The sequence below is a fragment of the Zoogloea sp. genome (genome assembly GCF_044344315.1).
In the GTDB taxonomy this organism is placed as follows: domain Bacteria; phylum Pseudomonadota; class Gammaproteobacteria; order Burkholderiales; family Rhodocyclaceae; genus Zoogloea.
The window spans coordinates 1-12,653 of the sequence record NZ_JBIJDC010000127.1 but is presented as its reverse complement, the minus strand read 5'-3'; the positions used below and the strand labels follow the sequence as shown (position 1 = coordinate 12,653).

Genomic DNA, 12,653 nt, shown 5'->3' with positions numbered 1-12,653 from the left:
CGCAGATTTTGATCTATTGCCCAGACTGCCGCTTCCAGCCGTGATCTGAACTTGAGTTTCTTCAACAAGTTCTTGATGTGCACCTTGACGGTCCCTTCGGCGATGTTCAGGTCCCGGGCGATCAACTTGTTTGACAGTCCGTTGGCCAGGCATCCAAGAATGTCGCGCTCCCGGTCGGTGAGAGGCGCTATGGTGCGCTCGGCCGCTTGGGCTTCGTCGCGCAGGGATCTCGCAAGCAGGCCGTTCAGGCTCTCGCTGATGACGATCTTGCCACGTTGAGCCTCCACGATCCGTTCCAGCAGTTCCTCTGGTTCCATGTCTTTCAGTAAATAGCCGTCTGCGCCTGCGCGGATAGCGGCGACCAGGTCGTCAGCTGCATCTGACACGGTCAGAATCAGGATTCGTGCCGCAAGATCGGCTTCACGCAGGGCGCGTAGTGTCTCGATGCCATTCATGCCCTTCATGTTCAGATCCAGGAGGATAAGGTCGGGCTCAAGCCCTTTGGCCATCTCGAGCCCTTCTTCTCCACTGGAGGCTTCTCCGATCAGGTGTAGTTCGTCGTTAAGGGCGAGTAGTTGGGACACGCCTTTGCGGAACAGGGGATGGTCATCGATGATGAGGACGGAGCTCGTGGAGGAGATGTTCACTGCGGATTTCCTTGGTTGCTGGCTTGAGCGTCCTGCAGGACGGGTTGATTGGGGAAGGTGAATTCAACCTGGGTGCCTCCTCCGTTCCGGGGCCGGACATGAAGATCTCCGTCCAGGTTTTGGGCACGGTCACGCATGATCACGATGCCGTAGCGATGCAGGGGCGTGTTGCTTGCGTCGAATCCGATTCCGTCATCTTCGACGCTCACCATCAGCAGATTGTTTTCGCTGTTCTTGAGGGTAACGGAGACATGCCTGGCGTGGGCATGGCGTTCTATGTTGGAAAGTGCTTCCCGGATGATCTGCAGGACGTGGATTTCTCGGTGAGGGGGGAGTTCCAGGCTACTCAACTGATTATCGAGGAAGATACTCAACCCGGTACGCCGACGAAAGTCCTGTACGGTGTCCTCGATAGCCGCTGGCAGGCCTCGACCGTCGATGCGCAGGCGGAAGGTTGTCAGCAACTCACGCAGCTGGCGGTAGGCCTCGTTAAGACCGTCGCGAAGCTCACCTACGACTTCATTCACGGGCTCTGGGGGTGGGTTTCGACCCAGCAGGCTCTGCAGTCGCGTGACCTGGATTTTCAGGTAGGAAAGGGATTGGGCCAGGGAGTCGTGGAGCTCCCTCGCAATGACCGAGCGCTCGTCCAGGAGAGCCAGGCGATGGCGCTCTTCATTGCGTTGGGTTGTCGCCAGTGCAGTCCCCACGTGACGACCGACGGCCTCCAGAAGCTCGACCTGCCAGCCTTCCAGGCGCTTGCTGTCTGTCTGCTGAAGCAACATGGCGCCATGGCTGCGTGTTCCGTCGAATAGGGGGACCGAGATGTTCCATTCTCCGGGAGCCGCGTCGCGAACACCAATGCTTACCTGCGGCGTACCGGCGCTTTTGCAGCCATGGCACTCTGATCTGCACAATTCGGCATCCGGAATGGGGGCTGCCGGATCTGCCTGCACAACAACGCTCATCCCGTCCACCTTCTTGAGGCACAGGGTGCCCGAGCGAATTCCTATCACTTGCCCCACCTCCTGCAGTACCTGCTGTAGCGTGGCCTTGCTGACGGCGCGTTCGGACAGTGCCCGTGTGGTGCGGTAAAGCAGATTTAGGGACTGGTTGCTGCGAGCGAGTTCTTCGGTTTTTTCCATGACCCTGTTTTCCAGCTCGGCATAGATCCGCGACAGGTCTTCGATCATGAAGTTGAAGGCTTCACCAAGTTGTCCGAGCTCGTCGGGTTCCCGAGCTGCAACCCGCTCGCTGAAATTGCCTTTGCGAACTACTCGTGCCATGGCCAACAATTCGCCGAGTGGGTTGAGTACGTGGGTTTTCAGCTGGATTACCGCACAGGCCCCGACGACTAGCAGTAAGGCCAGGGAAATGCCTTGGGCGAGGCGTAGCGCCTGGAGTTTTGTCTCCAGCCCTTCCTCTATAAGGGCAACCAGCTCATCGATATGAACAACCATTTGGGCTGTGTCGGCCTGAAGGGCCAAACGGGCAGTAGGCTCTGGGCCTGCCTGCAGTGCGGCCGGGCGAAACCGGGTGCGCCAGAATTTCCCGACGATCTCGTAGGCCAGGCGTACAGGGTCTTCGGCCGTGGCGGGAATGACCCGGAGCAGATCCGGGTGGGTATAGCGGGCCTCAAACTCGTTCAGTTTCTGAGTCAGCCGGGGGTGGCGGACATCCGTTGTGTCGAGCCCTACCGCCGACTGGATGGCGTATGAGTGCATGCGCAGGGCGCCTGCCATGTTGATCGCCCGCGCCTCACCGGAAGACAACTCGACCACAGTAATGGAGGCAAGGATGGAGAGCGCCGCCAGTGCAGCGATGGCGGCGATCCAGGCGCCGAGGCGGATGACAACGGATGGGCGCCCCCTGCCGGGAGGGATTCGCTGATGGATTGATGGGGCACTCAAGGCTTGATCTCCGGTTGCCCTGACGAAGTGCTATTTTGGGCCAGGGGGCGCGTTGATGGGAGTCTGTGTGGATACTCGGAGACGGAAAATGGGAGTAGGGCGATCCCTTCGGGCGAGGATGTATGACGTTCTGAACGCTCTTGCAGGTTTTAGACAAACAATTAAAAAACAGCCAGTTGCATGTTAATAACACGCATTTTTTGCCTACCTAAATAGAGGTAGTTAATGCAAGTTGCATGGTCTTTCGGGCATGATCTAGGTCAAATCCAGATGCTCTGACGACTCCTAGACTGCGCGGCATGCCAAAGGGCGACCACTCAAATTCCGGTCTGTCCTGCACATGTACCAAGTGGAGGAAACCATGCATACCAGCCTTGATGACTTGTCCTTGATTCTCGGTGAGATCGCGCTCTTTCGAGCCCTTCCTGAACACGTGATCGGTGAGATCGCCCAGTCTGCGGATGTCATCAGCCTTGCCAAGGGCAAGACGATCTACGCGGCAGGGGACAGGCCGAGGGCGCTTTATCACGTCATGTCTGGCCACCTCAAGGTTTCGGTATCGTCACAGGATGGCGGTGAGAAGGTGATCGAGATTCTGTCACCCCGACAGCTTTTCGGGGTTGCCGAGTTGTTTGGGGATGCGCCCTGTGTGTCTTCGGTTGAAACCGTGACGCCCGTTGTCATGCTGGCGGTGGGAAGGGAGGGCGTGCTGCGTGCCGTCGAGCAGGAGCCCGGCTTGTCCCGTCGCATGCTCAGCGCCATGGCGCAGAGGCAATCCTCCATCGAGCGGGATATCGCTGCCGATTGTTTCCAGTCTGGAACGGACAAGGTCGTGGACTACCTTCTGCGCCTCGCTGGGCCCGGAATGGAGAGAGGGCGCGCTGTGGATCTCGAGCTCGAGATCCCCAAGCATGTGTTGGCGGCGCGCATGGGTTTCACGCCGGAAACCCTGTCGCGCATTTTTCGCGAGCTGTCCGATGCCGGGATGATTCATGTCCATGGCAAGCATGTCACCCTGATGGAGGCTTTCACCCGCGCTCACGCCTCTCGGCCGATACTTCGCCGGGATGTTCCTGGCGTAACGTCCTGCGCTACGGTTTCGCAGGGCAGCAGCTGGTTCTCGCGGAATGGGGTTGGGCAGGCAGGGGCATTCGGGGCGCGGAGCGTCTGAGCAAACGGCAGATTCCGGCGCCATGGGTCCTTGGAGTATGCTTCCATCCTCGCTCAACCCTCGGAGTGCCCCATGCTTGTCAAGGATTCCGATTTCGATAGCCTTGTTCCCGGCCTGCCGCTGAGCCGCCGAACCTTTGTCGGGGCATCCCTGGCGGCTGGTTTTGCACTGGCAGTGCGCCCGGCCCAGGGGCAAAGTGTCATACAGACCGCTGCCAGCGGGCTTTCTGCCGGCGACATCACCATCAAGGCGTCCGACGGTGTGGCGGTGCGTGCCTACTGGGTCCAGCCCTCCGGCAAGGGGCCATTTCCGACGGTGTTGGTGGTATCGGAAATATTTGGCCTGCATGAATACATTCGAGACACCTGCCGTCGTCTGGCCCGTCAGGGCTACCAGGCCATCGCCCCCGATCTGTTCCAGCGCCACGGAGATCCGGCGAGCGTGGGTAGCGTGGCAGAGATTCTCTCGACGATCGTCAGCAAGGTGCCTGATGCCCAGGTCATGGGTGATCTGGATGCCTGCGCCGGCTGGGCGGCAGCAAACGGAGGGGATCCGGCGCGGCTGGCGATTACCGGATTTTGCTGGGGGGGGCGAGTCACCTGGCTTTACGCAGCCCACAATCCGCAACTGCGCGCTGCTGTTGCCTGGTATGGCCGGCTCACGGGGGTGGCAACCGGAACTTCGCCGAAGCATCCGGCTGATCTTGTCGACCGCATGCAGGCTCCGGTGCTCGGGCTTTACGGCGCAAAGGACCAAGGGATCCCTGTGTCCGATGTGGAGGACATGCGTGACGACATGACCCGGGCCGGCAAGCGCGCCGAATTCGTCATCTATCCCGAGGCGGGGCACGCCTTTCATGCCGACTACCGGCCCAGCTACCGGGCTGAGGATGCCATTGACGGCTGGGCGCGGATGCTGGCCTGGTTCCGCGACAACGGCGTCTAGACTGACTCCCGGCCCTGGCTGGTCGGTTCAGCCGCGGAGGGAGATCACCGGCCAGCCCCGGGAAGTGGCGTGGATACGCAAGGTGTCGTCCGGGTCCACCGCTACCGGGTTGGTGACCTTGCCCAGCAAGGGCAGGTCATTGTGGGAGTCACTGTAAAACCAGCTACGCTCGAAGCTTGACCAGCACAGACCCAGGCTCTCCAGCCAGGCTTCAACCCGCTCGATCTTGCCATCCTTGAAGGCCGGAGTGCCTCGCGGCTTGCCCGTGAACGCGCCGCCTTCCTGGGCCGGAACGGTGGCGATCAGATGGGGGATGCCGAATGCGCGGGCAATGGGATAGGTGACGAAGCTGTTGGTGGCCGTGACGATGGCCACGACGGCGCCTTCTTCCAGGTGTCGGTTGACCAGCGCCCGGGCCTCCGGTGCCATCATTGGTTGTACCCGGCTGGCCATGAACTCCTTGTGCCAGGCGTCGAGCTGCTCGCGGCTGTGGCGGGCCAGGGGTTTGAGCTGGAAGTCCAGGAACTCGAAGATGTCCAGGGTCCCCGCCTTGTACTGGTCGAAGAAGGTCTGGTTGCGGGCTTCGTAGACTTCCTTGTCGAGTACGCCACGGGAAATCAGGTATTGGGCCCACTCGAAGTCCGAGTCACCGGCAAGGAGGGTGTTGTCCAGGTCGAAGAGTACGAGTTCCATCTTGATCGCTTTAAAGGCTCAGGTCGCGCTGCAGGATTTCCCGCAGCAGGGGCAGGGTGATGGCGCGCTTGCGTTCCAGCGACGCGGCATCGAGGGCATCCAGGGTGCGCAGCAGGCTGGTCAGGTCACGGCGACCATGACGCAACAGGTACTGCACGATTTCTGGGTCCAGGCGCAGACCGCGGGCTGCCGCCTGGGCGTCGAGAATAGCCAGGCGATCATCGTCGTTGAGGGCCTTGACCTCGAAGATCAGGCTCTGGCCGATGCGCGTACGCAGGTCTTCGCGCAGATTCAGGTGAAGTGGTGCAGCGCAGCCGCTGGTGATGAGGGTCATGCGCTGGCTGCGGGCCGAATTGAAGGCCCGGAAGAGGGCGATCTGGGCGTCGGGGCCAAGGGCTTCCACGTCATCCACGGCAAGCAGCAGGGTGGGGGCTTCGGGCAGGGTGTCCACCACGTCGGCGGCCTGCACGTAACAGGCCGGCCGGCCGGCCTGGGCTGCGGCGGTGACCACGCTGCGCAACAGGTGACTGCGACCGCTGCCCGCATCTCCCCACAGGAAGAGGTGCTGGGGCACCTCTGCCACCGGGATTGCCTCGTAGAGGGCGGCAAGCAGGTCGGCATTGGTCGCGGCGACGAAGTTCTCCAGCAGCGGTGGCGCGTCGGCGTGCAGATCGAGGGTGAGTTGCTTCACGAGGTTGTCTCGCCGTTCAACACCGGGCAGGGGCGGGCAGGCGACATTTCGGCTAAAATTCGGGTTTGTTTGCGCGGGACGGGCGGAAAACTCCGGCTGTCTGCAGCGCAAGGCCCGTTAATGTAGCCGGTCACGGCGGGGCGCTCAACCCGACGAGCGCAATCCTCCTGCCTGCCGGTCGCTTCAAATGAGATCAAAGAACCCATGAGCTCCCTTACTTATCGCGATGCCGGTGTGGATATTGACGCCGGCGATGCCCTGGTTGACCGTATCAAGCCCTTTGCCAAGCGCACCATGCGCCCGGAGGTGATGGGCGGGATCGGCGGCTTTGGCGCCCTGTTCGAGATCTCGAAGAAGTTCAAGGAGCCCGTGCTGGTTTCCGGTACCGACGGCGTTGGCACCAAGCTCAAGCTGGCCTTCCAGCTCAACAAGCATGACACCGTCGGCCAGGATCTGGTGGCCATGAGCGTCAACGATATCCTGGTGCAGGGTGCCGAGCCCCTGTTCTTCCTTGACTACTTTGCCTGTGGCAAGTTGCATGTGGACACCGCTGCCACCGTGATTCAGGGCATTGCCCAGGGTTGCGAGCTCTCCGGCTGCGCCCTGATTGGCGGTGAAACCGCCGAGATGCCGAGCATGTACCCGGACGGCGAGTACGACCTGGCCGGCTTCGCGGTGGGTGCGGTCGAGAAGTCCAGGATCATCGATGGTTCCACCATCCGCCCGGGCGACGTGGTGCTGGGCCTGGCATCCAGCGGTGCCCACTCCAATGGTTACTCCCTGATCCGCAAGGTGATCGAGATTGCCAAGCCGAACCTGGAAGGCGACTTTCATGGCCGCAGCCTCAAGGATGTGATCATGGAGCCCACCCGCATCTACGTGAAGTCCCTGCTGGCGCTGATGGAGAAGCGGGACGGCCTGGTGAAGGGCATGGCCCACATCACCGGTGGTGGACTGCTTGAAAACGTGCCTCGTGTGCTGGCTGACAATCTCACTGCCGTCCTCAAGAAGGACGCCTGGGAAATGCCTTACCTGTTTCAGTGGCTCAAGCACGCCGGCAATGTCGATGCTCAGGAGATGTACCGGGTGTTCAACTGCGGTATCGGCATGGTCGTGATCGTTGCCCGGGAAGACGTGGATGCCGCCACCGAGCAGCTGCGTGCCACCGGCGAAACGGTCTACAACCTGGGCACCATCGAAGCCCGTGCCGAAGGTCAGGCACAAACAGTAGTTATCTGACGCCACTGCCCGGACTGGGCAGGCGTGGATGTAAAAGCGGGCCCTTTGTGGCCCGCTTTTCATTGGGTCCGTCGGCGCCAGCCAGAGGTATCTTTACCCGGTTTTACCTTGGGGTGACGCCGGCTTACACATGATGGGGAGATGATGGCCTGTCGCTGCGTACTTTGCGCAGAGCTATCCGCCCCGTCCCATGGATTCCCCTTCTTCCTTGCCGCGCGTCGCGGCCACGCGGTCACTGCTGCCGCTGATCCTCACCACGCTGCTTGGTGCCTGCGCCAATGTCGGCCCCGATTACCGCGCCCCCGTGACTCAGGCACCGGCCGTCTGGCAGGCCCCGACGGCCGGTACGCATCAGGTAGAGCGTGCCGACCTGGCCCGCTGGTGGACCCAGCTGTCCGATCCGCTGCTGACCGGCCTGATCGAGGAGGCCCTCCGGGCCAATCCGGATCTCAAGGCGACAGGGGCGGCCCTGCGTGCCGCGCGGGCCAGCCGGACTCTGGCTTCGGCGAACCGCTTTCCGACGCTGGGCGCAACGGTGGGTACCAGCCGCAGCACGGCCTTCGGTGTGGACAAGAGCCTTTACGATGCCGGCTTCGATGCCAGCTGGGAGCCGGATGTCTTTGGTGGCGCCCGTCGGGCGCTCGAGGCGGCTGACGCCGATCTGGCCGCCAGCTTGGCCGACCTGTATGCCGCCCAGGTCAGCCTGGCAGCGGAGGTGGCCCTCAACTACGTGGAGCTGCGGGCTTACCAGGCCCGTCTGGGTATTGCCCGGAGCAATCTGGGGAGTCAGTCCGAAACCCTGCAGATTACCGATTGGCGCGCCCGGGCAGGGCTGGTGGGCAGCCTCGATGTGGAGCAGGCGCGCAGCAACCGGGACACCACACGGGCGGTGATTCCTACCCTGGAGACCGGGCAGGCCGCGGCGGAGCATCGACTGGCCCTGCTAACCGGACGAGGCCCGGGTAGTCTCCACGAGCAGCTGGTTGTGAAGGAAGGCGCCGCAGGTGGACTACCCGTCGTCCCGGAGCAGGTGGGCCTGCTCATTCCGGCCGAGGCACTGCGCCAGCGCCCCGATGTGCGGGCTGCCGAGCGTAGGGTGGCGGCAGAGACAGCCCGGGTGGGGCAGGCAGAGGCGGCCCGCTACCCGGGCTTCAGCCTGTCCGGCTCCATCGGCCTGCAGGCCCTGGGTCTGTCCACCTTTACCGGTGGCGGGCAGCTGGCTCGCTCCCTGGCGGCCTCGGTGTCCGGCCCCTTGTTCGATGGGGGCCGTCTGCGTGCCCAGGTGGACGTCCGTGAGGCGGTGAGGGAGCAGTCCGTGGCGGCGTATGAGAAGACCGTGTTGCTCGCCCTGGAGGACGTGCATAACGCCCTGGTGGCCCTGGCCAGCGGCCGGGAGCGTCAGACAGCCCTGGTGAGCGCCGCCGAGGCTGCCCGCAATGCAGCTCTGCTGGCGAGTCACCGCTATCGCTCCGGGCTGATCGATTTCCAGACCGTGCTCAGCACCGAGCGCAGCCTGCTGTCCATTGAGGACAGCCTGGCCACGGCCGATGCCGAACGCCTCACCGCCCTGATCCGTCTCTACAAGGCCCTTGGTGGCGGCTGGTCGCCGGACGCCACAGCCACAACTTCCCTGGTGACGACGCATGAGCGTTCCTGAGTCCCGATCTGCGGAGATGCTCCGCAAACTCGTTGTCGATGGCGGCAAGTCCCGCTTTGGTCGTCGTCCCCGGCTGGCCGTGCTCGGTGCCGCCACCGTGCTGATCAGCGTGGCGCTCTTCGGCGTGTTTGGCGGCGATGGTGCTGGCGACGTCCCGCGCTACCGCACGGTGGCCGCACACACCGGCGATCTGGTGATTAACGTGTCGGCAAATGGCAATCTGCAGCCTACCAACTCCGTTGATGTAGGCAGCGAGCTGTCAGGCATTGTCGAGTCGGTGCACGTGGATGTGAATGACCGGGTACGCAAGGGTCAGGTGATTGCCCGGCTTGACCCCTCCAAACTGAAGGATCAGGTGCGCCAGGCCCGCGCCGATCTGGCCTCGGCCCGGGCCCGCTTGCGTCAGGCGGAGGCCACCGTGGCGGAGACGGCTGCCGCCCTGGGGCGCCTGAAGGAGGTCGCCCGTCTGTCCGGTGGCAAGGTTCCGTCCCGGGCCGAGCTGGATGCCGGCGAGGCCTCGTCCCTGCGGGCCGTGGCCGACCAGGGAGCGGCGCAGGCGGCGGTGGCGTCGGCCACGGCGGCCCTCAGCACCCAGGAGATCAGCCTGTCCAAGGCCATCATCCATTCCCCCATCGACGGCATCGTGCTCACCCGCAAGGTGGAGCCGGGGCAGACGGTGGCGGCGGCCATGACGGCGCCGGTGCTGTTCACCCTGGCCGAAGACCTGCGCCGCATGGAGTTGCAGGTGGATGTGGATGAGGCCGATGTGGGCAAGGTGAAGGAGGGACAGGAAGCCCGTTTCCATGTGGATGCCTGGCCCGGGGAGACGTTTCCGGCACGGGTCGTCCGGGTCGGCTGGGGCTCCCAGACCAAGGATCAGGTGGTTTCGTACCTGACCATTCTTGAAGTGAAGAACGATGCCCTGATGCTGCGCCCCGGGATGACGGCCACCGCCGAGATCACCACGGCGCGCCGGGAGAGCGCACTGCTGGTGCCCAATGCGGCCTTGCGTTTTTCTCCGCCGACAGCCCAGGCGGCCGCCCGACGCAGTCTGCTCGCCAGCCTGATGCCGCGCCCGCCGGCACCGCCACCCAAGGCAACGTCCGACGTGGCCGCCAGGGACGGTACGCGGACCGTCTGGCAGCTGCGCGATGGTCAGGCGCAGCCCTTACGGGTGAAGGTGCTGGGCAGCAATGGCCAGCTCTCCGAAGTGCGTGCGGTGGAAGAGGAGGCGCCCCTGAAGCCCGGTATGGAACTGATCGTCGAGGCGCTGGTGGCCGGAAAATGAGCGTTCCGCTGATTGCCCTGCGCGAAGTGACCCGTTGCTTCGGCCACGGTGCTGCAGCCTTCCAGGCCCTGCGCGGAGTGGATCTGAGCATCGAGGCGGGGGAGTTCGTGGCCATCATGGGGCCGAGCGGCTCCGGCAAGTCGTCGCTGATGAACATCCTCGGCTGCCTGGACACTCCGAGCGGGGGCAGTTACCGCTTCCAGGGCCTGGAGGTGGACAGTCTCGACCGGGACCAGCGGGCCCTGTTGCGTCGGCACGCCCTGGGTTTCATTTTCCAGGGTTTCAACCTGCTGGCACGCACCTCTGCCCAGGAGAACGTGGAGCTGCCCTTGCTGTATCGCGGGGAGCCAGCCGCGCGGCGGCGCCTTCTGGCCAGGGAGGCGCTGGCCGCTGTCGGGCTGGAGGGCTGGGGGCATCACACCCCGGCCGAACTCTCCGGCGGGCAACAGCAGCGAGTGGCCATCGCCCGGGCTTTGGTGACGGAACCTTCCGTGTTGCTGGCCGACGAGCCGACCGGCAACCTGGACACCGAGCGCAGTCGCGAGATCATGGATCTGCTGGTGGCCCTCAACCGGGACAAGGGCCTGACCGTGGTGATGGTCACCCACGAGGCGGACATGGCCGAGTACGCTCATCGCATCGTGCGCCTGGTGGATGGGCGCATTGCCAGCGACGTCCGCCGGGCGGCGCCCGTTTGCAGCGAGGGAGCCTAGTGATGCTGTGGAACGCCGTCCTGCTCGCCTTGCGCGAGATCCGCCGGAACCTGATGCGCTCCTTCCTGACCATCCTCGGTATTGTCATCGGGGTGTCGGCGGTGATCACCATGGTGACGCTGGGCAATGGGGCCACCCGCGCCGTGTCCGATCAGATCTCCAGCCTGGGCAGCAATCTCCTGATCGTCCGGCCGGGCCAGCAGCTGGGCCCTGGTAGGGATTCGGCCGGGGCCGCCAGTTTTCGGGTGGCCGATGCCGATGCCGTGCGTAGCCAGGTGAGCGGGCTGGCCGCCGCGGTGCCGGTCAGTGGCAAGAGCGTCACCCTGGTGGCCATGGCCCGCAACTGGTCGAGCAGCGTCACTGGCAGCACCGCCGACTGGTTTGCCACCGGCAAGTGGCAGATCACCAGCGGCCGTATCTTCAACGAGGCCGAAGAGCGTGCCGGTGCTGCCGTGTGCGTGATCGGCGAGACCGTACGCAAGGAGCTTTTCGGCGGTCTTGACGCCGTCGGCCAGCAGGTCAGGGTAAAGCAGTTTTCCTGCGAGGTGATCGGCTTGCTGGCCTCAAAGGGGCAGTCCACCATGGGCAATGATCAGGACGACCTGGTGGTGATGCCGCTGCGTACGCTGCAACGGCGGCTCACCGGCTCGGTGGATGTTGGCAGCCTGATGATCTCGGTGCGGGACGGGGCGTCCATTGATGCCGCCAAGAGCGAGGTGATGTGGCTGATGCGCGAGCGGCGCCATATCGACCCGGGCGACAACGATGACTTCTCGGTGATGGACACCCGCCAGATTGCTGAAACCCTTTCCGGTACCACCCGCGTCCTCACCGGCCTGCTCGGGGCGGTGGCGGCGGTGAGTCTGCTGGTGGGCGGCATCGGCATCATGAATATCATGCTGGTGTCGGTGACCGAGCGCACCCGGGAGATCGGCATCCGCCTGGCCATCGGTGCCCGCGAGGGGGAGGTGTTGCTGCAGTTCCTGATCGAGGCGGTGGCCTTGTCGTCGCTGGGCGGCATGGTCGGCATCGTGTTGGCAACCCTGGCGTCCATTGCCGGTACGGCGCTGATGAAGGTGCCCTACCTCTTCGATCCGGTGATCAACCTGCTGTCCTTTGGCTTTTCAGCGGCTATTGGTGTGATTTTCGGCTATGTGCCGGCCCGCCGGGCTGCCCGCCTGGACCCCATCGAGGCCCTGCGGCACGAGTGAGTTGCCGGCTTACTGCCGGCCGAGGCGCTCCTCGAGGCTCTGCACCACATCCGGGGCGCCGCGTACGCGGAAGAAGGCGCCTTCCTCATCGGCACGTTCTTCCAGCACCTGGCAGTTGGAATAGATCTCGCCGCGCAGCTGCTGGGCCGACCAGGGCAGGAAGAGCTCGGCTTCGACCAGGTCCCGCTGGAAGAAGGTGAGGATGACGTCCCGGAGCGCGGAGACTTCTTCCGGCCGGCGTGCGCTCATGACGACGCAGTCCGGGTAGCGGGCCCGTAGCGAGGCCTCGCATTCGGCCTGGGCGGCGGCATCGCCCACGTAGTCGATCTTGTTGAAGACGCGGATACGCGGCAGGACATCGGCTCCGATCTCGGCCAGTACCACGTCGGTCACTTCGAGCTGGCGCTCGAAGCCCGGGTCGCTGGCGTCGATGACGTGGAGCAGCAGCGAGGCATCCAGCGCCTCATCGAGGGGGGCTTTGTAGGACGCGG

The 12,653-nt window shown here is 63.9% G+C and carries 11 protein-coding genes and 1 pseudogene; 7 read left to right on the top strand and 5 right to left on the bottom strand.

The window, feature by feature from the left end; genetic code table 11:
- Both narL and ACIQ09_RS19570 read right to left on the bottom strand, forming a co-directional pair.
- Nucleotides 1-647, bottom strand: a 647-nt coding sequence (narL, locus tag ACIQ09_RS19575) for a two-component system response regulator NarL (protein ID WP_398313669.1), incomplete at its 3' end; no start/stop codon positions are given.
- Nucleotides 644-2,554 carry a histidine kinase gene (locus ACIQ09_RS19570; protein ID WP_398313667.1) on the bottom strand — a complete coding sequence of 637 codons (1,911 nt, stop codon included), beginning with the start codon at nt 2,552-2,554 and terminating at the stop codon, nt 644-646. The genes narL and ACIQ09_RS19570, both read right to left, overlap by 4 nt.
- Nucleotides 2,555-2,915: 361 nt before the next feature.
- Here ACIQ09_RS19570 and ACIQ09_RS19565 point away from each other — a divergent pair, with 361 nt between their 5' ends.
- The gene (locus ACIQ09_RS19565; RefSeq protein WP_398313665.1) at nt 2,916-3,725 is read left to right on the top strand and encodes a Crp/Fnr family transcriptional regulator; all 810 of its coding nucleotides are present in this window, start codon (nt 2,916-2,918) and stop codon (nt 3,723-3,725) included.
- Between the two features lie 72 nt (nt 3,726-3,797).
- Nucleotides 3,798-4,670 (top strand): dienelactone hydrolase family protein, encoded by an 873-nt coding sequence (locus tag ACIQ09_RS19560; RefSeq protein ID WP_398313663.1) that lies wholly within the window; start codon nt 3,798-3,800, stop codon nt 4,668-4,670.
- 27 nt (nt 4,671-4,697) lie between these two features.
- Here ACIQ09_RS19560 and ACIQ09_RS19555 read toward each other — a convergent pair whose 3' ends face one another.
- Nucleotides 4,698-5,363: an HAD family hydrolase gene (locus ACIQ09_RS19555; protein WP_398313661.1), complete on the bottom strand. Its 666-nt coding sequence runs from the start codon at nt 5,361-5,363 to the stop codon at nt 4,698-4,700.
- A gap of 10 nt (nt 5,364-5,373) precedes the next feature.
- Complete coding sequence (gene hda, locus ACIQ09_RS19550; protein ID WP_398313659.1) at nt 5,374-6,054, bottom strand: DnaA regulatory inactivator Hda; 681 nt, start codon at nt 6,052-6,054, stop codon at nt 5,374-5,376.
- Nucleotides 6,055-6,258: 204 nt separating this feature from the next.
- Between hda and purM the strand changes: the two genes are divergently transcribed.
- The 5 genes from purM (at nt 6,259) to ACIQ09_RS19525 (ending at nt 12,162) form a co-directional block, all read left to right on the top strand.
- Entirely contained in the window at nt 6,259-7,293 is a 1,035-nt protein-coding gene (gene purM / locus ACIQ09_RS19545) for a phosphoribosylformylglycinamidine cyclo-ligase (RefSeq protein ID WP_398313657.1), read from the top strand.
- 208 nt (nt 7,294-7,501) lie between these two features.
- Nucleotides 7,502-8,950 carry an efflux transporter outer membrane subunit gene (locus ACIQ09_RS19540; protein ID WP_398313655.1) on the top strand — a complete coding sequence of 483 codons (1,449 nt, stop codon included), beginning with the start codon at nt 7,502-7,504 and terminating at the stop codon, nt 8,948-8,950.
- A 16-nt stretch (nt 8,951-8,966) separates the two neighbouring features.
- A complete protein-coding gene (locus ACIQ09_RS19535) occupies nt 8,967-10,238 on the top strand; it encodes an efflux RND transporter periplasmic adaptor subunit (RefSeq protein ID WP_398313653.1) in 1,272 nt (423 codons plus the stop codon).
- Nucleotides 10,235-10,951 carry an ABC transporter ATP-binding protein gene (locus ACIQ09_RS19530; protein WP_398313651.1) on the top strand — a complete coding sequence of 239 codons (717 nt, stop codon included), beginning with the start codon at nt 10,235-10,237 and terminating at the stop codon, nt 10,949-10,951. The genes ACIQ09_RS19535 and ACIQ09_RS19530 overlap by 4 nt, the downstream gene beginning before the upstream one ends.
- Before the next feature lie 2 nt (nt 10,952-10,953).
- Nucleotides 10,954-12,162 (top strand): ABC transporter permease, encoded by a 1,209-nt coding sequence (locus ACIQ09_RS19525; RefSeq protein ID WP_398313649.1) that lies wholly within the window; start codon nt 10,954-10,956, stop codon nt 12,160-12,162.
- Nucleotides 12,163-12,171: 9 nt separating this feature from the next.
- Here the strand turns inward: ACIQ09_RS19525 and ACIQ09_RS19520 are convergent.
- Nucleotides 12,172-12,653 (bottom strand): annotated as a pseudogene (locus tag ACIQ09_RS19520) (GTPase HflX); the annotation flags it as partial.

Coding starts and splice junctions, on each gene's coding strand:
- ACIQ09_RS19565 (WP_398313665.1), top strand. CDS start 2,916: ATGCATACCAGCCTTGATGACTTGTCCTTGATTCTCGGTGAGATCGCG.
- ACIQ09_RS19560 (WP_398313663.1), top strand. CDS start 3,798: ATGCTTGTCAAGGATTCCGATTTCGATAGCCTTGTTCCCGGCCTGCCG.
- ACIQ09_RS19555 (WP_398313661.1), bottom strand. CDS start 5,363: ATGGAACTCGTACTCTTCGACCTGGACAACACCCTCCTTGCCGGTGAC.
- purM (WP_398313657.1), top strand. CDS start 6,259: ATGAGCTCCCTTACTTATCGCGATGCCGGTGTGGATATTGACGCCGGC.
- ACIQ09_RS19535 (WP_398313653.1), top strand. CDS start 8,967: ATGCTCCGCAAACTCGTTGTCGATGGCGGCAAGTCCCGCTTTGGTCGT.
- ACIQ09_RS19530 (WP_398313651.1), top strand. CDS start 10,235: ATGAGCGTTCCGCTGATTGCCCTGCGCGAAGTGACCCGTTGCTTCGGC.
- ACIQ09_RS19525 (WP_398313649.1), top strand. CDS start 10,954: ATGCTGTGGAACGCCGTCCTGCTCGCCTTGCGCGAGATCCGCCGGAAC.